Origin of the sequence: Paenarthrobacter ureafaciens (genome assembly GCF_004028095.1) — a bacterium.
Taxonomy (GTDB): Bacteria; Actinomycetota; Actinomycetes; order Actinomycetales; family Micrococcaceae; genus Arthrobacter; species Arthrobacter ureafaciens.
In genome coordinates this window covers 2151866-2173835 of the sequence record NZ_SBHM01000007.1, presented here as the reverse complement: position 1 = coordinate 2173835, position 21970 = coordinate 2151866, and the positions used below count along the sequence as shown (strand labels likewise).

Annotated in this window: 14 protein-coding genes and 1 rRNA gene; 2 read left to right on the top strand and 13 right to left on the bottom strand. The window is 63.0% G+C overall.

Features of this window, described 5'->3' with window-relative positions:
* Nucleotides 1-303: 303 nt before the first annotated feature.
* From AUR_RS14425 to AUR_RS14410, 4 genes are all read right to left on the bottom strand, one after another.
* Nucleotides 304-1832 (bottom strand): 16S ribosomal RNA (locus AUR_RS14425).
* Nucleotides 1833-2394: 562 nt separating this feature from the next.
* A complete protein-coding gene (locus AUR_RS14420) occupies nucleotides 2395-6042 on the bottom strand; it encodes a 1,4-alpha-glucan branching enzyme (RefSeq protein WP_062095295.1) in 3648 nt (1215 codons plus the stop codon).
* A 1-nt stretch (nucleotide 6043) separates the two neighbouring features.
* Nucleotides 6044-7840, bottom strand: a complete 1797-nt coding sequence (gene treS / locus AUR_RS14415; protein WP_021474282.1) for a maltose alpha-D-glucosyltransferase — start codon at nucleotides 7838-7840, stop codon at nucleotides 6044-6046.
* Nucleotides 7840-9921: an alpha-1,4-glucan--maltose-1-phosphate maltosyltransferase gene (locus AUR_RS14410; RefSeq protein WP_375338541.1), complete on the bottom strand. Its 2082-nt coding sequence runs from the start codon at nucleotides 9919-9921 to the stop codon at nucleotides 7840-7842. The genes treS and AUR_RS14410 overlap by 1 nt, the downstream gene beginning before the upstream one ends.
* A 130-nt stretch (nucleotides 9922-10051) precedes the next feature.
* Between AUR_RS14410 and glgP the strand changes: the two genes are divergently transcribed.
* Nucleotides 10052-12676 carry an alpha-glucan family phosphorylase gene (gene glgP, locus AUR_RS14405; RefSeq protein WP_197521500.1) on the top strand — a complete coding sequence of 875 codons (2625 nt, stop codon included), beginning with the start codon at nucleotides 10052-10054 and terminating at the stop codon, nucleotides 12674-12676.
* A gap of 141 nt (nucleotides 12677-12817) precedes the next feature.
* Here glgP and AUR_RS14400 read toward each other — a convergent pair whose 3' ends face one another.
* Genes AUR_RS14400 through glgX form a run of 3 tightly spaced genes read right to left on the bottom strand, consistent with a single transcriptional unit; the run spans nucleotide 12818 to nucleotide 15776 of the window.
* Complete coding sequence (locus tag AUR_RS14400; RefSeq protein WP_062095291.1) at nucleotides 12818-13177, bottom strand: barstar family protein; 360 nt, start codon at nucleotides 13175-13177, stop codon at nucleotides 12818-12820.
* A gap of 6 nt (nucleotides 13178-13183) precedes the next feature.
* Nucleotides 13184-13642, bottom strand: a complete 459-nt coding sequence (locus AUR_RS14395) for a guanyl-specific ribonuclease (RefSeq protein WP_021474277.1) — start codon at nucleotides 13640-13642, stop codon at nucleotides 13184-13186.
* A gap of 19 nt (nucleotides 13643-13661) precedes the next feature.
* Nucleotides 13662-15776, bottom strand: a complete 2115-nt coding sequence (gene glgX, locus AUR_RS14390; RefSeq protein ID WP_062095289.1) for a glycogen debranching protein GlgX — start codon at nucleotides 15774-15776, stop codon at nucleotides 13662-13664.
* A 119-nt stretch (nucleotides 15777-15895) separates the two neighbouring features.
* Here glgX and AUR_RS14385 point away from each other — a divergent pair, with 119 nt between their 5' ends.
* Entirely contained in the window at nucleotides 15896-16705 is an 810-nt protein-coding gene (locus tag AUR_RS14385) for a carbon-nitrogen hydrolase family protein (protein WP_021474275.1), read from the top strand.
* Between the two features lie 251 nt (nucleotides 16706-16956).
* On the opposite strand, the gene rlmB is transcribed toward AUR_RS14385, so the two are convergent.
* The 6 genes from rlmB to AUR_RS14355 all read right to left on the bottom strand — a co-directional run bounded on the left by rlmB (nucleotide 16957) and on the right by AUR_RS14355 (nucleotide 21759).
* Entirely contained in the window at nucleotides 16957-17949 is a 993-nt protein-coding gene (gene rlmB, locus AUR_RS14380; protein ID WP_021474274.1) for a 23S rRNA (guanosine(2251)-2'-O)-methyltransferase RlmB, read from the bottom strand.
* A gap of 79 nt (nucleotides 17950-18028) precedes the next feature.
* Nucleotides 18029-19498: a cysteine--tRNA ligase gene (gene cysS / locus AUR_RS14375; RefSeq protein WP_021474273.1), complete on the bottom strand. Its 1470-nt coding sequence runs from the start codon at nucleotides 19496-19498 to the stop codon at nucleotides 18029-18031.
* A gap of 35 nt (nucleotides 19499-19533) precedes the next feature.
* Complete coding sequence (locus AUR_RS14370) at nucleotides 19534-19893, bottom strand: hypothetical protein (RefSeq protein WP_021474272.1); 360 nt, start codon at nucleotides 19891-19893, stop codon at nucleotides 19534-19536.
* The gene (ispF, locus tag AUR_RS14365; RefSeq protein WP_021474271.1) at nucleotides 19886-20428 is read right to left on the bottom strand and encodes a 2-C-methyl-D-erythritol 2,4-cyclodiphosphate synthase; all 543 of its coding nucleotides are present in this window, start codon (nucleotides 20426-20428) and stop codon (nucleotides 19886-19888) included. The genes AUR_RS14370 and ispF overlap by 8 nt, the downstream gene beginning before the upstream one ends.
* The gene (gene ispD, locus AUR_RS14360) at nucleotides 20428-21210 is read right to left on the bottom strand and encodes a 2-C-methyl-D-erythritol 4-phosphate cytidylyltransferase (protein WP_031217134.1); all 783 of its coding nucleotides are present in this window, start codon (nucleotides 21208-21210) and stop codon (nucleotides 20428-20430) included. Before ispD ends, ispF begins: the two co-directional genes overlap by 1 nt.
* 66 nt (nucleotides 21211-21276) lie before the next feature.
* Nucleotides 21277-21759 (bottom strand): CarD family transcriptional regulator, encoded by a 483-nt coding sequence (locus AUR_RS14355; protein WP_009357288.1) that lies wholly within the window; start codon nucleotides 21757-21759, stop codon nucleotides 21277-21279.
* Between the last annotated feature and the right edge of the window lie 211 nt (nucleotides 21760-21970).

Here is a 21970-nt window from a genome sequence, read left to right as displayed (position 1 = left end):
AGGATTCCCTGCATTGCTGCAAAAAGGCCCTGTTGCCTCAGGACCCAACAGTGCGCCAAACACAACCCGGCAACCAACACCCCGGACCGCTTTCCCAACAACCCCCCCCACACAAAAGTGCGAAAAGAGGGCCGCCGTACTCACGCCAGGACACCACCACCAAAGGCCATGCCAAAAAACTTGATTTGCTGATATTCCACCCATGAGCACCCACCGCAGAACAGACGCCTGCGCAATGGGCAACACTGACAACCACCACCACACCCATGCAGGCACAGCAACCAGTTGCTAGCAGCTCCTTAGAAAGGAGGTGATCCAGCCGCACCTTCCGGTACGGCTACCTTGTTACGACTTAGTCCCAATCGCCGGTCCCACCTTCGACGGCTCCCCCCACAAGGGTTAGGCCACCGGCTTCGGGTGTTACCAACTTTCGTGACTTGACGGGCGGTGTGTACAAGGCCCGGGAACGTATTCACCGCAGCGTTGCTGATCTGCGATTACTAGCGACTCCGACTTCATGGGGTCGAGTTGCAGACCCCAATCCGAACTGAGACCGGCTTTTTGGGATTAGCTCCACCTCACAGTATCGCAACCCTTTGTACCGGCCATTGTAGCATGCGTGAAGCCCAAGACATAAGGGGCATGATGATTTGACGTCGTCCCCACCTTCCTCCGAGTTGACCCCGGCAGTCTCCTATGAGTCCCCGGCCGAACCGCTGGCAACATAGAACGAGGGTTGCGCTCGTTGCGGGACTTAACCCAACATCTCACGACACGAGCTGACGACAACCATGCACCACCTGTAAACCGGCCGCAAGCGGGGCACCTGTTTCCAGGTCTTTCCGGTCCATGTCAAGCCTTGGTAAGGTTCTTCGCGTTGCATCGAATTAATCCGCATGCTCCGCCGCTTGTGCGGGCCCCCGTCAATTCCTTTGAGTTTTAGCCTTGCGGCCGTACTCCCCAGGCGGGGCACTTAATGCGTTAGCTACGGCGCGGAAAACGTGGAATGTCCCCCACACCTAGTGCCCAACGTTTACGGCATGGACTACCAGGGTATCTAATCCTGTTCGCTCCCCATGCTTTCGCTCCTCAGCGTCAGTTACAGCCCAGAGACCTGCCTTCGCCATCGGTGTTCCTCCTGATATCTGCGCATTTCACCGCTACACCAGGAATTCCAGTCTCCCCTACTGCACTCTAGTCTGCCCGTACCCACTGCAGAACCGGAGTTGAGCCCCGGTCTTTCACAGCAGACGCGACAAACCGCCTACGAGCTCTTTACGCCCAATAATTCCGGATAACGCTTGCGCCCTACGTATTACCGCGGCTGCTGGCACGTAGTTAGCCGGCGCTTCTTCTGCAAGTACCGTCACCCCCAAAGAGGGCTTCTTCCCTACTGAAAGAGGTTTACAACCCGAAGGCCGTCATCCCTCACGCGGCGTCGCTGCATCAGGCTTTCGCCCATTGTGCAATATTCCCCACTGCTGCCTCCCGTAGGAGTCTGGGCCGTGTCTCAGTCCCAGTGTGGCCGGTCACCCTCTCAGGCCGGCTACCCGTCGTCGCCTTGGTAGGCCATTACCCCACCAACAAGCTGATAGGCCGCGAGTCCATCCAAAACCACAAAAAGCTTTCCACCCCCCACCATGCGATGAGGAGTCATATCCGGTATTAGACCCAGTTTCCCAGGCTTATCCCAGAGTCAAGGGCAGGTTACTCACGTGTTACTCACCCGTTCGCCACTAATCCCCGGCGCAAGCACCGGATCATCGTTCGACTTGCATGTGTTAAGCACGCCGCCAGCGTTCATCCTGAGCCAGGATCAAACTCTCCGTTCAAAAACAAAAAACGAAACACAACCACCCCCACCGGAAATCACGGCAAAAGCAGCTGCAAATCTGAAACCAGCTGAAAACCAAACCACCACACACGGGGGTGCGCAATGGCCCGGCAAAAATTCAACCAATCAAAAAACAATCGGTATCAACAAACTTGGCACACTATTGAGTTCTCAAACAACAGGTCACTAATCCAAAGCAGTACCACCACCAACCACAACGGCCAGCAGATCGCTCCGGAGCAACTTTTCAAACTTACCCGCTGAACTCCTCCGAGTCAAATCGGCGATTCTGACGTCATTTTTCACCTTGCGGCTACTTGATGTTTTCCTTGCGGTAACTTGTCAGATCGCGATCTCCGCTCGGGGACCAGCGCGAGAATTAACTCTACCCCCGCTCCGCCCAGAACGCAAAGCGTCCGCGAACACGGGTACCGCTCCGGCGGGAAACCCTGCAAACTCAAGGAAAAGGACCCGCATCCATCGGATGCGGGTCCTTTTCCTCACGCAGCACGGCCAGCCACCGCGGACCTGGGTCGCAATGAACGGGATCCGCGCCTGTCCTACTCAGCCACCATGAACCATGAAGCGCCCAGCGGCGGGAGCGTGACCTTCAGTGCGGCTGGTTGACCATCCGCACCCGGAGTGGTCGCTTCCAGGGCGCCGTTGTTTACGACTCCCGAACCGCCGTAGCTTTCGGCGTCGGTGTTCAGCACTTCGGTCCACTTACCGGCGGACGGCACCCCAAGGACGTAGTCCTGGTGCGGGGCACCGGAGAAGTTGACTGCACACACGACGGCCTTGCCTTCACGGTCGTACCGGATGAAGGAGAGGACGTTGTGTTGGGCATCCCCGCCGTTGATCCACTGGAATCCGGCAGGGTCATTGTCCTGCACATGCAGTGCCGGGGTAGCCGCGTACAGCTCGTTGAGGTCCTTGATCAGCAACTGCAGCCCACGGTGCGCGGGGATGTCGGCAAGGAACCAATCCAGGCCGTACTGTTCCGACCACTCGGCTTCCTGGCCGAATTCCGTGCCCATGAAGATGAGCTGCTTGCCCGGGTGTGCCCACTGGTACGCAAAGAAGGCACGCAGGTTGGCCAGCTGCTGCCACCGGTCGCCCGGCATCTTGCGCAGCATGGAACCCTTCCCGTGCACCACCTCGTCATGGCTGATGGGCAACAGGAAGTTCTCCGAGAAGGCGTACACCAAGGAGAACGTGATGGTGCCGTGGTGCCATTGGCGGTTGATCGGATCCTCGGCGATGTACTTGAGCGAGTCGTGCATCCAGCCCATGTTCCATTTGAGCCCGAAGCCGAGGCCGCCGTGGTTGGTCGGTGCCGTCACGCCGGGGAAGGCAGTGGATTCTTCGGCGATTGTCACGGCTCCCGGATGGGTCTTGTACACCGTGGCGTTGACTTCCTGCATGAAGGAAATCGCTTCGAGGTTCTCGCGGCCGCCAAACTTGTTGGGCCGCCACTGCCCCTCTTCCCGTGAGTAGTCCAGGTAGATCATGGAGGCGACCGCATCGACGCGGAGACCGTCAATGTGGAATTCGTCCAGCCAGTAGAGGGCGTTGGCCACCAGGAAGTTGCGGACCTCGCGCCGGCCGAAGTCGAAGATCAGCGTTCCCCAGTCCGGGTGCTCCCCCAGCGCAGGATCCGAATGTTCGTAGAGCGGTTGGCCGTCGAACTGGGCAAGTGCCCACGAGTCCTTGGGGAAGTGCGCGGGAACCCAGTCCAGCAGCACGCCTATCCCGGCTTGGTGGAGGGAGTCCACCAGGAAGCGGAATTCATCGGGATGGCCGAACCGCGAGGTGGGGGCAAAGTAGGACGTGACCTGGTAGCCCCATGAACCGCCGAAGGGGTGTTCGGCTACCGGCATGAACTCCACGTGGGTGAACCCGAGCCACTTGACGTAGTCCACCAGTTCCTTGGCCAGTTCCTTGTAGCCAAGGCCCAGACGCCACGAACCAAGGTGTACCTCGTAGACGCTCATCGGGGAGTTGTGCGGATCCTTGGCGGCACGCGCAGCCATCCACTCCGAATCTTTGAAGCGGTAGCTGGAATCGACCACGCGGGACGCAGTCAGCGGCGGGACCTCGGTCCCGAAAGCAAGCGGGTCAGCCTTCTCCACCCAGTGCCCGGACCGGGTCATGATTTCGAATTTGTAGCACGCCCCTGCTACAACGCCCGGAATGAAGACTTCCCACACACCGGATGAGCCCAGCGAGCGCAGCGCATGCTGCCGGCCGTCCCAGCCATTGAAATCACCGATGACCCGCACAGCCTGCGCGTTGGGAGCCCATACGGCGAAGGACACGCCATGCACATCGCCCAAGGACGTGCGGTAGTTCTGGATATGCGCGCCCAGGACGTCCCAGAGGCGCTCGTGCCGTCCTTCGCCAATCAGGTGCAGATCCACTTCTCCCACCGTGGGCAGGTAGTGGTACGGGTCATCAACGGTGACGGAATCGGCGTCGTACTCCACTTCCAGACGGTAGTCCGGCACGTGGCCGGGCTGGAGCGGCTCCAGGACCGCCACCCACACACCATGGGCTTCGTGTTCCATGGGGGTGCGCCCGGCCTCGGTCACCACTGTTACCGACTTGGCCAGGTGCTTGACCGAGCGGACGGTGACGTGGCCGTGGTCGTCAAGGTGTGCGCCCAGGACCGAGTGGGGCGCGTGGTGGGCGCCGGCTGCCACACGGGCCAAGGTCTCGGCGTCCACCTGCCGGGGAACGCGGGGCCGTTCGGTGCGTGCAGAGCCAGTCATGTCATTACCTTCCGCTGTAGCCGCGGGCGTGCCGCGGTCCGTGTTATCAAGGATGTGCCGTGCCGCGTTGACCGGGATGGCTAACCAATCCGGCCGGTTCCGCAACTCATAGACCACCTCGTACAAGGCCTTGTCCAGCCACAATGCCACAAAGAGCGGTGAGCTGCGGTCAATGGCTCCGGGATTGACTTCCGCGTACCCGGCCAGGAAGGCCTCGGCGCAGTCATCCACCCAGGAGTCGGGCACTGCAGCTTCCGCGTTTTCGCGGATTGCCGCTCCTGCGGCGTAGTCGAAGGAGCGCAGCATCCCCACGACGTCCCGCAACGGGAGGTCCGGCATATTGCGTTCGTCGATGGTCCGGAGCGGCTCGCCTTCGAAATCGAGGATGGCCCAGCGTCCCGGCTTCCCTCCGGCCTCCGGAACCCGGAGAATCTGGCCGAGGTGGAGGTCGCCGTGGACGCGTTGCAGCTGGCCTACGGCGTTGTCGTCGAGGGTCGCCAACAGCTCTTCAAGCCTTTGGTCGTAAGGCCCGACGGCGGTTGCCGCCTCAGCCCACGAGGCCCGGACCCGCCGTGCGAGCGTTGCGATGATCGCCGGGCCCTTTTCCTGGCCGGGGAAAGTCCCAAAGGTCCCGGCCAGCCTCGCATGGACCGTGGCGGTGGCAGCACCGAGCCCGTGGGCTTCGGCCGTGAAGTCGGTGCCGGAACCCGCTGCCTCTACGGCCAGTCGCCAGGCGTCCTGTCCCCCGCGGAGGAATTCGTGGGCAACCGTGAGTTCGCCTCCCGCAGCCTCACCCTGCGCGTGCCACGAACCGGTGATCCAGCCGAGGGTTGCCGGAACTTCCCCGGTTTCGGCGGCGGTCAGGGCCGCGCCCAGCTCCACTTCCGGGTTCTTCCCGGCCGCGAGCACCCGGAAGATCTTCACGATGGACGCTGAGTCACCGTCGTCCACGATCACGGACGTATTGGACTGTTCACCGGAGAGCACCTTCACGGACGTCGGGTTGTCCGGCAGGGTCAGGCGGCCGGCGGCGAGGTGGCCGCGTGCTGCCCCCTCTCCCGCTGTGCTTTCGGCGCGCATGAGTTCCAGCCAACCCTTGATGAAGGCTTCATCGAAGGCAGCGTCGTACACCAGCCGGAGCCCACCCCCGGGCTGCGTCACCTCACCGATAAGAGCTTCGGGGGCGTCCGCCAGCGGTTGGCCGTGGAAGCTCAACGGAACCTGCACGACGTCGGTCCGCGGGCCGCCGTCGGCCGTCTTGTAGGTGACGGCAAGCAGCAGGACTTCCACTGCATCCGCCCCGCCCGGTTCCGGGAGGGCGAAACCACCTACGCGCTCCAGGTCGAATTCCGGACTCTTGACCGGAAACCAGCGCCTCGTGGGGAGCCAGCCGCGCAGAAGGCTTTCAATCAAGGGGTCCAACGTTCCCTTGCTCATCTCATCCTTTCGTCGACACCACCGGGATCGCCTGCGTCATAGGCGACGAGGGATTGGAAAATGCGGAGCGGAGCCTTAGCCAGTAGAAGGCGTGGCTCCCCAACATCACAGTCAGCTGGCCGTTATCACCCACGGCCGGGAAGGGCTGGCCGCCAAAGATGTCCCTGAAGCCGCGGCCGGCGAACTCAGGGAGGTCCAGGGTGGCCGCTACGGGATGCTGCGAAAGATTGAAGACGCACAGAATCGTCTGTGCCGTTTCCCCTTCCTCATTTCCCGGAGCAAGTTCCCGGACGTACGCCAGCACGGCCTCGTGGTCGGCCTCGATGTGGCGGAAGTTGCCCAGCCCGAACACCGGATGGTTCTTCCGGACGCTCAGGATCTGGCGCGTCCAGCGCAACAGCGAGCCGGAATGGGCGGCCTGGGCCTCCACGTTGGCCATGGCGAAGTTGTAAACCAGCGACTGGATGATCGGCAGGTAGAGCTTGCCGGGGTCTGCGTTGGAGAATCCTGCGTTGCGGTCCGGGTTCCACTGCATCGGCGTGCGCACGGCGTCGCGGTCATCGAGCCAGATGTTGTCACCCATCCCGATTTCGTCGCCGTAGTAGAGGAACGGACTGCCCGGCAGGGAGAGCAGAAGGGCGTTGATTAATTCGATTTCGGCCCGGGAGTTGTCCAGCAACGGTGCCAGCCGGCGTCGGATACCGATGTTGGCCCGCATCCGGGGATCCGGGGCGTACCAGCCGAGCATCGCTGCCCGCTCGTCGGACCTCACCATTTCCAAGGTCAGTTCGTCGTGGTTGCGGAGGAAGGTGCCCCACTGCGCTCCCCGCGGAATCCTGGGTGTATCCCGCAAGGTCTCGATGATCGGGGCGGCCTTCTGGTCACGCAGCGCGTAGTACAGCCTGGGCATGATGGGAAAGTGGAACGCCATGTGGCATTCGGGTGCTTCCTCGGTTCCGAAGTACTCCACCACTTCATGCGGGGGCTGGTTTGCCTCGGCGATGATCACCCGGCCCGGGTAGCTTTCGTCCACCATCCGCCTCAGGTCCTGCAGGAAGGTGTGGGTCTGCGGAAGGTTCTCGCAGTTGGTGCCCTCTTCCTCATAGAGGTAGGGAATGGCATCTGCCCTGAAGCCGTCGATCCCCTGGTCCAGCCAGAAACGGACAACATCGTGCAGGGCGTCGATGACGGCCGGGTTCTCGAAGTTCAGGTCCGGCTGGTGGCTGAAGAAGCGGTGCCAGAAGAATTGCCGGCGGATGGGGTCAAAAGTCCAGTTGGATTCTTCGGTGTCCACGAAGATGATCCGTGCGTCCTGGTACTTCTCGTCGGTGTCGCTCCACACATAGAAATCCCCGTAAGGGCCGGTGGGGTCCTTACGGGATTCCTGGAACCAGGGGTGCTGGTCCGAAGTGTGGTTCAGCGGAAGGTCGATGATGACCCGAACGCCGCGGGCATGCGCTTCGGCCACCAGGCGCTTGAAATCGCTGATGGTCCCGAACTCGTCCAGCACTGAGGTGTAGTCGGCAATGTCGTAACCGCCGTCACGCAACGGCGATTGGAAGAACGGCGGCAGCCACAGGCAATCGACGCCCAGCCATTGCAGGTAGTCCAACTTGTCGATCAGGCCCTGGAAGTCACCGGAGCCGTCACCGTTGGCATCCGCAAAGGCCCGAACCAGTACCTCGTAGAACACAGCTTTGCGGTACCAGTGTGGATCATGCTGGAGACCGGGAGCGTTCAGCTCGAAGGTGTTCTTCGGAGTGAAGTACTGGCTCGGGTTTTGCGGAGAAAAACTCACTAAGGCTGCCTCCGGATGCTGAGCACGTGGGCCGGCTCAACGTGGGCGTCCAGCCGGACGTAGTTGTGTTCGCCCCATTCCCAGCTTTGTCCGCTGATGAGGTCGTCCACCCAGTAACGGCCCTCGTCGTTGAAGTCTCCGGGATCGAGCTGCAGCGCAGCGAGGTCCAGCGAAACCGTGCTCTCCCGCGTGCTGTGCGGATCCACGTTGACCACCACGATCAAAGTGTCCTTGCGGCCGTCCGGCAACGTCTTGTGCTTGGAGTACACAACGGTTGCATCGTCCGTGCTCCCGTGCAATGTCAGGTTCTGCAAATCGCCCAGGGCCGGGTGGTCCTTGCGGATGGTGTTGAGCCTGGTGATGTAGGGGGCCAGCGTGTGGCCGGACGCCGCAGCACCCTCCCAGTCACGTGCCTTGTACTCGTACTTTTCGTTGTCGATGTACTCTTCCGCACCGGGCCTGGCAACGTGCTCATACAGCTCGTAGCCGGCATAGACGCCCCATAGCGGGCTGGCGGTGGAGGCGAGGACGGCACGGATCTTGAAAGCCGCCGGGCCGCCGTACTGCAGGTACTCGGTGAGGATGTCCGGGGTGTTCACGAAGAAGTTCGGGCGGAAGAACGCCGGGGTCTCGTGGCTGACCTCGTGGAAGTACTCCTCGATTTCTGTCTTGGTGTTCCTCCACGTGAAGTACGTGTACGACTGCTGGAATCCTGCCCGTCCCAGGGCGTGCATCATGGGCGGCCGGGTGAACGCCTCCGCGAGGAAAACCACCTCGGGATTGCGCTTGTTGATCTTTCCGATCAGCCATTCCCAGAACCAGACAGGCTTGGTGTGCGGATTGTCCACGCGGAAAATCTTCACGCCGTGGCTGATCCACAACTGGACGATGCGCAGGATTTCCTTGGAGAGGCCGGCGGGGTCATTGTCGAAGTTGAGGGGGTAGATGTCCTGGTACTTCTTCGGCGGGTTTTCCGCGTAGGCAATGGAGCCGTCCACGCGGGTGGTGAACCATTCCGGATTCGACTCGACCCATGGGTGGTCTGGAGCGGCCTGCAGGGCCAGGTCCAGTGCCACCTCAAGGCCAAGCTCATTGGCACGCGCAACGAACGCGTCGAAGTCCTCGAAAGTCCCCAGATCAGGATGGATGGCGTCGTGGCCTCCGTCCTTGGAACCGATGGCCCACGGCGAGCCGGGATCCTGCGGGCCCGGTGTCAAGGTGTTGTTGCGGCCCTTCCGGTGCTGGAAACCAATGGGGTGGATGGGCGGCAGGTAGATGACGTCGAACCCCATCCCGGCAACGGCGTCCAGCCGCCGGGCCGCGGTGCGGAAGTTGCCGGAAGTCCATACTCCGGTGGCGTGGTCCAGCACCGCACCTTCGGAGCGGGGGAAGAATTCGTACCACGAGCCACGGCCGGCAAGGTCCCGTTCCACCTTGAGCGGGAACTGCTCGGAAACCGTCACCAGTTCACGGATGGGAACACGCCCGACGGCGGCCAGCACCTCGCGGCTGAAACCGGCGGCAAGGCGCTCCTCGGGTGACTTGGTGGTATCCGCCAGCACGACTGACGCGGCACGCAAGGTGCGCTTTTCCGCGGCGCTGCGTCCGGCGTCGTCCCCTGCCGCCTCGGCGAGGAGCACGGAACCTTCAGTGAGCATGAGCTCGACGTCGATCCCGGCGGCAACCTTCACCTCGGCGTTGTGGTGCCACGTGCCGTACCGGTCGTGCCAGGCTTCGATGACGAACGACCAGGCTCCCACACCGGTGGGGGTCAGGTGGCCCTCCCAGCGGTCCAGACCCTTCCAGCGTTCCTCCTGGGAAGGGGCCAGCCGGACCCGCTGGCGTTCCTTGCCCCTGGGATCCAGGAGCACAGCGGAAACGCCGAGCTGATCATGTCCTTCCCGGAATACCGTGGCAGAAACCCGGAGGTCTTCCCCGGGCAATGCCTTTGCCGGGAAACGGCCCCCGTCCACCACCGGCTGGACAGCCGTGATGGGGAACCGGCCGAAGCGAAGTCCGTCGGTGATGTCCGTTTTTGTCTTGGATTTCAGAGCGGTGCTGGTTCGCTGGATATTCGTCACAAGCACGACGTTACTGACAAAAATCACAGAATGCTAAGCACACGACCTATATTCGGCGCGCTCATGTCTTTTACCTAAAAGAAACCCAAAGCGGTTCCGACTGTCATGGGAGTCGGTTAGTGTGGCGCTCGTGAAGGCAATCCGAAGGTTTACAGTCCGTACCGTCCTCCCTGAGCCCATCAGGCCATTAGCCCGTTTGGCAACGAACTTGCGTTGGTCATGGCACCGGCCCACGCGGGAACTTTTTGCAGGGCTCAACCCTGCGCTGTGGGAAGACGCGCAGCATGATCCCATTGCCTTGCTTGGGTCCATCAGCCGGGAACAGCTTCAGGACCTGGCCGCGGACGGAGAGCTCGTGGCGCGCGTGCAGGAAGCCGCGGCGGACTTGGACCGTTACCTCAGCGAGCCGCGCTGGTACCAAAGCCTGGGCGACGACGCGCCCAAGTGCATCGCCTATTTCTCCCCCGAATTCGGCATCACCGAGGTACTCCCGCAGTACTCCGGCGGCCTCGGCATCCTTGCCGGCGACCACCTCAAAGCCGCATCCGACCTCGGCGTCCCGCTGATCGGCGTCGGCCTCCTCTACCAGGCCGGCTACTTCAAGCAGTCACTCTCCCGCGATGCCTGGCAGCAGGAAACGTACCCCGTCCTGGACCCTGACGGGCTGCCCCTGACACTCCTGCGCCACCCCGCAAAGGACGGCGGCCAGGGCAAGGCCGTGCAGATTTCCCTGCCGCTGCCCAACGGACGCGAGCTGCATGCGCACGTCTGGCGTGCCGACGTCGGACGCGTGCCCCTGCTGCTGCTGGACTCCAACGTTCCCTCCAACGACGAAGCCGCCCGCGGCATCACGGACCGCCTGTACGGCGGAGGCGGCGACCACCGCCTCCAGCAGGAGCTCCTGCTCGGCATGGGCGGCGTGAAGGCCCTGCGCGTCTACCAGGAACTGACCGGCACGCCCGCGCCGGAAGTCTTCCACACCAACGAAGGCCACGCCGGGTTCCTCGGTATTGAGCGGATCCAGGAAGCCATGTCCGATCCCGCTGATCCGCTCAGCTGGGAAGAGGCACTCGCCGCCGGCCGCGCCTCCACCGTCTTCACTACCCACACACCGGTGCCCGCGGGGATCGACCGCTTCGAAGCGGTCCAGATCAAGCACTTCTTCGAAGGGGGCCTCGCCCCTGCCGTCCCGGTGGAACGGATCCTGGAGCTCGGCCGGGAAAACTACGACGGCGGCAACCCTGCGGTTTTCAACATGGCCGTCATGGGCCTGCGCCTGGCGCAGCGCGCCAACGGCGTAGCGAAGCTTCACGGCGTTGTTTCCCGCCAGATGTTTGCAGGCCTGTGGCCGGGATTCGACCACTCCGAGGTGCCCATCGCCTCCGTCACCAACGGCGTCCACGTTCCTACCTGGGTGGACCCGCGGATCTCCTCCCTTGTCCGCAGCCAGTTCGGCGCGGAAGCCGAAGCGATGGGGCGCTGGGACCTCGCCTACAACGTCAGTGACGAGGATGTGTGGGCACTTCGCCGCGAACTCCGCGTCCAGCTGATCGAGGATGTCCGCCGCCGCCTGCGCGCCTCCTGGAAGAAGCGGGGCGCCGCCGACGCCGAACTCGGCTGGACCGCGAAAGTCCTGGATCCGGACGTGCTGACCATCGGCTTCGCCCGCCGTGTTCCCACTTACAAGCGCCTCACCCTGATGCTGCGCGACCCCAAGCGGCTCAAGGCCCTGCTCCTTGACCCGAAGCACCCCATCCAGTTGGTCATCGCGGGCAAGTCGCACCCAGCGGACGATGCGGGCAAGAAAATGATCCAGGACCTGGTCCGGTTCACGGACGACCCCGAAGTGCGCCACAGGATCGTCTTCCTGCCCAACTACGACATCGCCATGGCGCGAACCCTGTTCCCGGGATGCGACGTCTGGCTCAACAACCCCCTCCGCCCCCTGGAGGCGTGCGGCACGTCCGGGATGAAGGCGGCCATCAACGGCTCGTTGAACCTGTCCGTGTTGGACGGTTGGTGGGACGAAATGTACGACGGCGAGAACGGCTGGGCGATCCCCACGGCCAACAACGGCGCCTCAGCCGACCAACGTGACGACATCGAAGCCGCAGCCCTCTACGAACTCCTCGAAACCCAGGTGGCACCCCGCTTCTACGGCACCACCGTGTCCCAAGGTGCCGGGGCGGCAGGACCTTCCGAGTCCAGCACGGAGAAGATCCCCACCCACTGGGTTTCGATGATCAAGCACACCCTGGCCAACCTCGGTCCTGCTGTCTCCGCCGAACGCATGCTCCACGACTACGTCAACAACCTCTACTGCCCGGCAGCCGTGTCCGGGCGGAGGGCCTCCGCAGACTCCTACCGGGAGGCGAAGGAACTCGCCGCCTGGACCACCAAGGTCCGGAACGCCTGGCCCGAGGTTGTAGTGGAACACGTCGATTCGGTGGGCCTCTCCGAGGAACCCCAAGTAGGCGACACCCTCCAGGTCAACGCGTACATCGCCCTGAACAACCTCGCACCCGAAGACGTCGCCGTGGAGGTGGCCTTCGGACGGGCCGAGGAAAGCGATGAACTCGAAGACATTGTGGTTGCCGAACTGGACCCGAAGGAAGACCTCGGCCACGGTCGGCATCTCTTCCACGGTTCACTGGTCATCAACCGCTCGGGTTCCTTCGGCTACACCGTCCGGGTGTTCCCGAAGCACGCGGCGTTGGCTTCCAAGGCTGAACTTGGGTTGATCGCGAACGCTTAGTCTTGGTTCAGCCGCCGCTGGGCGGCCGCAATCCTCGGCGCACTGGCTGGTTCCTCGCCTTTGACGTGCGCTGCCGGATCACGGCCGCCCAGTGGGCTTTAAACGATGACCAAGGTTAGGATCCACCAGGCCGTTTGCGCTTTAGTGCTGGAAGACGGCGATCACTGCCAGGTCGCGGCCGGCGTAGCGCTCTGCGTCTTGGAGGATTTCGCAGACCACCCCGAATGAGCGGTCCGTCCGGTAAGCCGCGGGGACCTGCCAGATCATGGTGACCGGAGCATCGCCATCCTCCGACAGGGAATCGGCGAAGTCATGCAGGGAGTCATTGAGGGCATCCAGGTTCACGCCGTAGTACTCAGGGAAATCCAGGACCTGGCCGAAGACCTCGAGGACGGCCTTCTTGGTGTCCGCGGGGGGCACCAGGATAGTGCGGCGGCCTGCGTCGGAAACCTGCTCCTGCAGTTCTTCGAGCGTCCAGGTGTCAGCTGAGTAGATCTTCATGGGCTCCTACTTATCCTCGACGATGAACTTGAACGATTCGTAGTGGTCCGCGGTGTAGTACTTGGCTGCGTCCCTGCCCACCACTATGCGCCGTTCTCCGCGGTTGGACTTGCCCGGCGTCGGCACCGTGTACTCCTTATAGAAGCCGCTTCCCTTCTTGGGCAGGAGTCCTTCGAAGTTACCGAAGTTTCCGTCATCTTCCCGGTATGGGTAGGGACCGCCCTTCGCGATGAGGACAAGGGTCTGCCGTGCTTCCTTGGGCAACTGGGAGGCGTTGACGGCCGGCAGTCCGGAAGGATTCTCCGGTCCCCGGCCAGCAGCAGGCGGCGCCGACGTCGTACTTACCGCGGTGCCGGGTGACTCCCCAGGTGCCGTTGGCGCCTGCTGGCCGCTCACCATTGCGACAACCAGCACGACGACGGCGATCACCAAACCTGCGAACGCCGCCAGCCTGCTGCGTTTCATGCCGGGAACTCCTCAGGTTTCAGGTGCGGTAAACGTTGATGGTGTTGGCATGCAGGATATCCCGTTCACCGGACGCTACCAGCGCACCCTTACGGCGTTCATGGAGCACTGACGTGGTGAAACGGAGCTCGAACATACGTTTCCCGACGCCCGTCTCGCTCAAAATCTCCGGCAGGACCATCCGAACGTCATGGTTGCTGCCGTTGATCACGATCAAGCCGCGCACTTGGCTGTCCTCGTCACCCATCAGAAGTTGGACACACCGGACGCCGGGATCGTTCCAGCGGGCCGGGGTCATGCGTTTGCCGTTGTCATCAAACCACTGAAGGCTGGAGTCGTCGGCCATCGCCGGGAAGCTCTCAGGCTGCTGGCTCAGGAACCATCTCCGAAGGCGGACCAACTCGCGGGTGGTCCGGAACAGTGAGTGGGCCTCGTGGGTGCGGCTCCAGTCCAACCAGGCAGTGGGGTTGTCCTGGCAGTAGGCGTTGTTGTTCCCATGCTGCGTCCGCCCTAGTTCATCACCGGCTGTGATCATCGGAACGCCAATGGACAGCAAAAGGGTAGCCATGAGGTTGCGGACTGACAGGGCGCGGGCAGCAACGATCGCCTCGTTCTCGCTGCGGCCTTCGAAGCCATGGTTGTAGCTGCGGTTATCGCCGTGGCCGTCCCTGTTTTGCTCGCCGTTGTCTTCGTTGTGCTTACGGTCGTAGCTGACGAGGTCCGCAAGGGTGAAGCCGTCGTGGGCCGTGACGAAATTTACCGACGCCAGACGCGTCCTGCCTGAAGCGGCAAACAGCTCCTGGGAACCGGCCATGATCTGCGCGAGCTTCGCCACTGACCCGCCGTGGCCGCCGGCCTCGATGGCTGCGCGATCGGAAAGCCAGAAGTTGCGGACGCCGTCGCGGAAATGGTCATTCCAGTCAGCCCAGCCGCGGGGGAACCGTCCAGTCTGCCAACCGCCGAAACCGACGTCCCACGGCTCGGCAATCAGCTTGACCGAGGACAGCACGGGATCTTCCGCGATCGCGCGCAGGAACGGGTGGTTCGGGTCGTATTCGTTTCCGGAATCGCGGCAAAGCGTCACAGCGAGGTCGAAACGGAAGCCGTCCACGTGGAAGTCGTTGACCCAGTAGCGCAACGAGTCCAAAGCCAGGTCCACCACAACGGGATCACTGAAGTCCAGTGTGTTGCCGCAGCCGGTGGTGTCCAAGTAGCGGCCGTGGGCATCGTGGCGGTAGTACCGTTTCTCCGCCAGTCCGCGGAAGCTGATGGGAGGCCCGTCCGGTCCGGCCTCGGCTGTGTGGTTGTAGACCACATCCAGGAGCACCTCGATCCCGGCAGCGTGGAGCAGCTTGACCATGCCCTTGATCTCGTCCTGGACCGCATGAGGCCCTGCGTTCCGCGCAGCTTCGGTGGCGTAGGAGGACTGCGGTGCGAAGAAAGCTATGGTGTTGTAGCCCCAGTAGTTGGTCAGGCCAAGGTCCTGAAGGTGCGACTCATCCAGGTGGAAGTGGATCGGAAGCAGCTGCACGGCCGTCACACCCAGTTCCGTCAGGTGCTGGATCATCACGGGATGGGCCATGCCTGCATATGTTCCACGCAGGTGCTCGGGGATGTCCGGGTGCAACATCGTCTGGCCGCGGACATGGGCCTCGTAGATGACCGTGTTCCGCAGCGGAGTCCGCGGCGTGGCGTCATCTCCCCAGTCAAAGTCACGGTCCATATGCACGCTCGTCAGGAATTCGCCCCGCTGGTCCACGGCGCGGCCGTAAGGGTCAAGCAACAGGGGCTGTCCGCCGTCGTCGTCAAAATCCACCGAGGGCACGGACACCGGAAGTCCGCCGCCTTCAGGAGCGGCGCGGAAACCGTAGCGGGTGCCGGGCGGAACCCCGTCCACGATGCCGAAGTGGATGCCGTCGGCCTTGTTCGGCAGAGTGTGGACGCGCCATCCCTCGCCTGGCGCCTGGTACGCCATCTCCACACGCTCCAGATCCGGGGCGAACACTGCCACGTTGACGTGACCGATGGGTGCGGAGGCAGCATTAGTCTCCCCGGACTGCGGCGAGCTCAGTCCGAGCGGCGCGGGACGGGAGGCGTCCACGGCGGCTGCTGTTTCCAAAATAGGCATGACCATTGATTGCAAGTTTAGTTCCACGCCAACTATGTGCCGCTTCCTCCTTCCATGTGACGACATACGCGGCACTTCCTTGCAGCACTGCCATACTGGGAGGTACGGAACTGGAGGTACACATCGTGCGCGTGGCACTTGCCCAAGTCATCACAGGCCGGGATCTGGACGGGAACCTGCAGATCCTGGAGGAGTATGCCCGACGAGCCAAGGAAGGCGGCGCCGGCCTTGTGGTCTTTCCGGAAGCCATGATGCGTGCGTTCGGCAACTCGCTGCTGGACATTGCCGAGCCCCTCGACGGCCCTTGGGCAGCCCGGGTCCGCGAACTCGCCAAGGAGCTGGAGCTGGTGATCGTTGCCGGGATGTTCACGCCCGGCACCCCCTCGGAGTCCGGAAAAGCCCGCGTACGGAATACCCTTGTGGCCACCGGCCCGGGCGTAGAGGCCAGCTACGACAAGATCCATCTGTTCGACGCGTTCGGTTTTGCGGAGTCGGATACCGTCGAGCCCGGTACAGACCCCGTGACGTTCGTCGCCGGTGGCCTCACCTTTGGTCTGGCCACGTGCTACGACATCCGTTTCCCCGCCCTGTTCACCGAGAACGCCCGGCGCGGCGCGGTGGTCAATATCGTCTCAGCATCCTGGGGATCCGGCCCCGGCAAAGCTGAGCAATGGCAGCTCCTTGCCCGCGCCCGGGCCGTGGATACCACCACGTTCGTCCTTGCCTGCGGCCAGGGTGATCCCGCTACCCAGGGAGTGGAAACCAAAGGCGCGGCACCCACGGGAGTGGGGTACTCCGCCGTCGTTTCCCCGTTCGGCCAAGTGCTTGAATCACTCGAAGGCGAGCCGGGACTGATTTTTGCCGACCTCGACGGGACCGTAGTACAGGAAGCCCGCCAAAAGCTCCCGGTGCTGGCCAACCGCCGCGACTTCTAGCGTTCCTCTGCCACATCCCACCCGCTTCCGCCGGTTGCTCTGGCACATCCCACCCGCTTCCGCCGGTTGCTCTGCCACATCCCACCCGCTTCCGCCGGTTGCTCTGCCACATCCCACCCGCGGCGGACGTACTGCGGGTGTCCGGGAGGCGCCGTCGTGGGCTGATCCACGCAGAACGGCAAACGCTCCCCCACCGCTTGAGGTGAGAGAGCGTGAGCCAAAACGCGTCGGGATGTGAGAGAGGAACGGGGCTAGTTTGCCGAGCGCTGCCGGGAGACCTCGTAGAGGGAGATGCCGACGGCCATGGAAGCGTTCAGGGACTCCATGGCGGAGTCGATCGGGATGGAGACGATCTGGTCGCAGTTCTCGCGCACGAGCCGGCTGAGGCCCTTGCCTTCGGAACCCACCACGATGCACACCGGTTCGGTAGCGACGGTGAGGTCCGGAAGCGAGACGTCGCCGCCACCGTCCAGGCCCAGAACGTAGATGCCCATCTCCTTGAACTGCTTGAGGGCGTTGTTCAAGTTGGATGCCCGTGCCACGGGGACACGGACGGCAGCTCCCGCGCTGGTCTTCCACGCGGAAGCGGTCACACCTACGGAGCGACGCTCGGGCACGATGACGCCGTGACCGCTGAAGGCGGAAACCGAACGAATGATGGCGCCAAGGTTGCGGGGGTCAGTGATGCCGTCCAGTGCGACGAAGAGCGGAGCGTTGGAGATGTGCCCCTTCTTCCACTTGGCTACCGTTTCTTCGGCGAGATCGTAAGCGTCCTCGTACTCGTACGGCGGAATCTGCAGGACGAGGCCCTGGTGCACGGCGTCCTCGGTCATCCGGTCGAGCTCGGACTTGCCGGCCTCCAGCAGCGGGATATTCCGTTCAGCAGCAATCTTGAGGGATTCCTTGACGCGGTCGTCCATCTCGATCCGGATGGCCACGTGCAGCGCCTTGGCCGGGATGCCGGCGCGCAGGGCTTCCACAACGGAGTTGCGGCCAGTCACCAGCTCTTCAGTGGCGCGGCCCTTGGGACCAGTGCTCCGGCGTGCGCCGGCGCCGCGGGGACCTGCACCGCGCTTGGCAGCCGAACGCTCGGCCAACTGCTTGTTCTTGTAGGCCTTGTGGTAGACGCGGTCCTCCGCCTTGGGCGTGGGGCCTTTGCCTTCGAGTGCCTTGCGGCCGTGGCCACCGGTTCCGACGGTGGGGCCCTTCTTCTTCTTGACCGACCGGTTACCGTTGTTGGCCATGGGATTCCATCCTTGATGTTGTAATGAGTCTGGAATCAAGTCTACTGACCCAATGCAATTCGGCGGACGAGCCTTCTTGTCAGCCGCGCTTGAGGCTCCACGTTGCGCCGTCGGGCCCGTCCTCAACCACGATGCCGGCTGCGGCGAGCGTGTCGCGAATCGCGTCCGACGCGGCCCAGTCCTTCGCCGCACGCGCGGCTGCCCGGGCTTCGAGCTGCGCCTCGACCAGCACCTCGAGGGCGGCGTGTTCACGGCCTTGCACGGCTTCGGGGCGTTTCACGGCGTCCAGTCCCAGGACCGAGGTCATGGCATTGACGCTGTAGAGGGCCTGCTTGGCCCCCTCAAGATCCCCGGCGGCCAGCGCCGTGTTGCCTGCACGAACCGTCTCGTGAAGGACGCCCAGTGCCTGCGGGACGTTCAGGTCATCGTCCATCGCGGCGGCAAAGGCGGCCGGCATGTTGGCCTGCGGCGCTACGGCATAAGCGTTCGGTCCGCCCATGTCGTGGTGAACCTTGGCAGACGCTTTCGCGATGAAACCGTCAATGCGTTCGACGGCGGCAGCCGCCTCCTGGAGCGACGTCGGCCGGTAGTCCAGGACAGAGCGGTAGTGGGCCTGCCCGAGGTAGTACCGGACCACCCTGGGCGAGGCCACGTCCAGCATCTCGGCCGGGCTGATGGTGTTGCCTATGGACTTGGACATTTTTTCGCCCTCGTAGGTCACCAAGCCGTTGTGCATCCAGAAGTTGGCGAAATCATCGCCCGCAGCCTGGGACTGCGCCATCTCGTTCTCATGGTGCGGGAAACGGAGGTCGAGTCCCCCGCCGTGGATATCGAAGCGCTTGCCGAGGTACTTGGTGACCATGGCGGAGCATTCGAGGTGCCACCCGGGACGGCCGGCTCCCCAGGGCGAAGCCCAGCTGGCGGTTTCCGGTTCGCCTTCCTTGAAACCCTTCCACAGCGCAAAGTCGCGGGGATCACGCTTTCCGCGGGGGTCGGCGTCGGCGGCTCCCTGCATGTCATCTACGTTCTGACGCGTGAGCGAACCGTACTTGCTCCAGGAACGGACATCGAAGTAGACGTCTCCGGAGTCATCGAGGGCAGGGTAGGCGTGGCCACGGTCGATGAGCCGCTGAATCAGAGCGTGCATCTCAGGGATGTGTCCGGTGGCGCGGGGTTCGTAGGTGGGGCGCTGGACACCAAGTGTCTCGTAGGCCTGCTCGAATTCCAGCTCGTAACGGTAGGCCAGCGCCCACCATTCCTCGTCCTGCTTGGCTGTTGGTTCGGCGTCCCAGTCAGGCCCGAAGGACCGTTCGGACTTTGCCAGGATCTTGTCATCAATATCCGTGACGTTGCGCACGACTGTGACCCGCAGGCCGCGGAATTCCAGCCATCGGGTCAGTTGGTCGAATGCGATCGCCGAACGGACGTGGCCCACATGCGGCATGCCCTGAACGGTGGCCCCACAGTAGTAGACACTCGCCTTGCCGGGTTCGAGGGGAACGAAGTCGCGGACTTCGGCGGAGGCAGTGTCATAGAAGCGCAGGGTCACCGCTCCAGATTAGCCGATGCCGGACCGTGCCCGGCTTACTTGCAGAACTCGCCGATCTTGTTGAACTGGACCGTAAGCTGCTGCTGTTGCTCCTGGGTAGCCGCTCCGAGCGACGAGGACGCGGCCTTGTCCATAATGGCCGCCATCTCCTTGATGGGGTCCGCGATCTCCGGGGCGAGTTTTTCCGAGACTTGGTGATAGTGCTCGGCCAGCTGTTTGGACTGCTGCTGCTGGTTGCCGTCCGGCTTGAAGGAATCGTTGTTCAGGAACTCGCAACTGGCTTTCACGTCCATCTTTGGAGTTCCGCCGCAGCCGGCCAGCATCAGTGCCGTCCCGAGGGCTGCTATTGCTGCAGCGGCCGGAAAACGTACGACGCCGGAACGCGGCTTACGCATCCTGCCCGCCGTTCGCGGTAGTCGGCTGCCCGGGCTCCGGCAGTTGGTAAACCAGGGCCGTGGCGATGGCCGAGATCCCTTCACCGCGCCCCGTGAATCCGAGGCCGTCACTGGTGGTCGCCGTGACGCTCACGGGTGCACCGGCGGCTTCGCTGAGGACCCGCTGTGATTCTTCCCGCCGAGGGCCGAACTTGGGACGGTTGGCAACGAACTGCACGGCCACGTTTCCGATCCCGAATCCTGCGGCACGGACAATGCGCGCGGCTTCGCCCAGGAGCTTCACTCCGGAAGCGCCTGCAAACTCGGGGCGGTCCGTGCCGAAGTGCGTGCCGAGGTCGCCGATTCCGCAGGCGGAGAAGAGCGCATCCGCGGCCGCATGGGCGATGCAATCGCCGTCGGAATGGCCTGAGAGCCCCTGCTCGCCCTCCCAGAACAATCCTCCCAACCACAGCGGCTGGGGGTCGTCGGCGGGTGCGAAGGCGTGCACGTCAATGCCGATTCCGGTGCGAGGCAGGATCGGTTCAGCTTGGTTCATCAGCCCTCCACCCAGCGCATTCCCAGGGGGCCTTCCAACAAGCCTTCGGCGATGATGAGGTCCAGCGGTGTGGTGATTTTCAAGGACTGGCTGGCTCCCCGGACCGCATGCACCGGAACTCCGAGGAGTTCCACCAACATGGCGTCGTCGGTAACCGACGCAGACTGTTGGTCATCGAAATCTGCTGCGGCCCCGTGGGCACGGCGCAGCGTTGCCAGCTCAAAACCTTGAGGCGTCTGGACTGCGCGCAATTGCTCCCGGTTGGCGGTTCCGGTGACCACTTCCGGCGCGATCTCCGTCCCTGCCCCGCTTGTAGCCGCCACCGTCTTAATGGTGTCAACCACCGGCATCGCCGGAATGACCGACTTCGCCCCGGCAGCAAGGGCATCGGCAACGCGCTGGAAGACACGCTCGGGCGCAAGGGCCCGGGCGGCGTCGTGCACCAGCACAAATTCAGTGCCTTCCTCCAATGCGGCGAGGGCGGCGCGCACGGAGTCCGCGCGGGTAGACCCTCCGTCGACGACCGACACTTCAGGTCCGCCGTCCACCAGTTCCACGGTGAAATCAGCGATCAGCTCACGCATCTCCGTATCCCCCTTGGGCACGGCAACGCAGATCTGGCGTGCAACGTCTGCCGCCACCACGCCGCGGAGGGCATGCATGAGGATGGACTCACCACCCAAAGGAACCAGGGCTTTAGGCATGCCGTAGCCCAGGCGCTCCCCTGAACCGGCTGCAACTACGATGACGGCCGTAACCGAGCGCATTGAAGGATTACTCATGCGCCAAGGTTACTGGAAGACAAAAAAGAAACCCGGCGGCGCTTTCGCACCACCGGGCATCAATTCTTAGGAAGCCAAGACCTCGTCGAGAACGCTTGCTGCCTTCTCTTCGTCTGTCTTCTCAGCCAGCGCCAGTTCTGAAATCAGAATCTGCCGCGCCTTGGCCAGCATGCGCTTCTCACCTGCGGAAAGGCCGCGATCGTGATCACGACGCCAAAGATCGCGGACGACCTCTGCCACCTTGATGACATCACCCGAAGCAAGCTTCTCCAGGTTTGCCTTGTAACGACGTGACCAGTTGGTGGGCTCTTCAGTGAACTCGGCGCGGAGGACGTCAAATACGTGCTCCAAACCATCCTTGCCCACTACGTCCCGGACCCCAACAAGGTCAACATTCTCTGCTGGAACTTCAATGGTCAGATCACCCTGAGCCACCTTGAGCTTGAGATACATCTTCTCTTCGCCCTTGATGGTGCGCATCTTGATTTCCTCAATTTTTGCTGCACCGTGGTGAGGGTAAACTACTGTCTCGCCGACCTCAAAAACCATGTGGACTTTCCCCTTTCCCGCAGACTAGTCTATCACGATTAAGGCATACGACTGGCATCGGACGGCCCCTCCTCCCGCGCAAATAAAGGGAAAAAGGCCCGAAAGGGCCCTAAAGAACCCCTTGACGAAAACTGTGAAAGATGCATTAGTCAATCGAAGTGAATGCCCGGGCTCTCACGCGTGCGCGCCAGCGGGCACGCGGTCGCACGCG

Coding starts and splice junctions, on each gene's coding strand:
- ispD (WP_031217134.1), bottom strand. CDS start 21,210: ATGAGTAATCCTTCAATGCGCTCGGTTACGGCCGTCATCGTAGTTGCA.
- AUR_RS14400 (WP_062095291.1), bottom strand. CDS start 13,177: ATGAAGATCTACTCAGCTGACACCTGGACGCTCGAAGAACTGCAGGAG.
- AUR_RS14420 (WP_062095295.1), bottom strand. CDS start 6,042: ATGAGCAAGGGAACGTTGGACCCCTTGATTGAAAGCCTTCTGCGCGGC.
- rlmB (WP_021474274.1), bottom strand. CDS start 17,949: ATGGCCAACAACGGTAACCGGTCGGTCAAGAAGAAGAAGGGCCCCACC.
- ispF (WP_021474271.1), bottom strand. CDS start 20,428: ATGAACCAAGCTGAACCGATCCTGCCTCGCACCGGAATCGGCATTGAC.
- AUR_RS14370 (WP_021474272.1), bottom strand. CDS start 19,893: ATGCGTAAGCCGCGTTCCGGCGTCGTACGTTTTCCGGCCGCTGCAGCA.
- AUR_RS14395 (WP_021474277.1), bottom strand. CDS start 13,642: ATGAAACGCAGCAGGCTGGCGGCGTTCGCAGGTTTGGTGATCGCCGTC.
- glgX (WP_062095289.1), bottom strand. CDS start 15,776: ATGGTCATGCCTATTTTGGAAACAGCAGCCGCCGTGGACGCCTCCCGT.
- AUR_RS14355 (WP_009357288.1), bottom strand. CDS start 21,759: ATGGTTTTTGAGGTCGGCGAGACAGTAGTTTACCCTCACCACGGTGCA.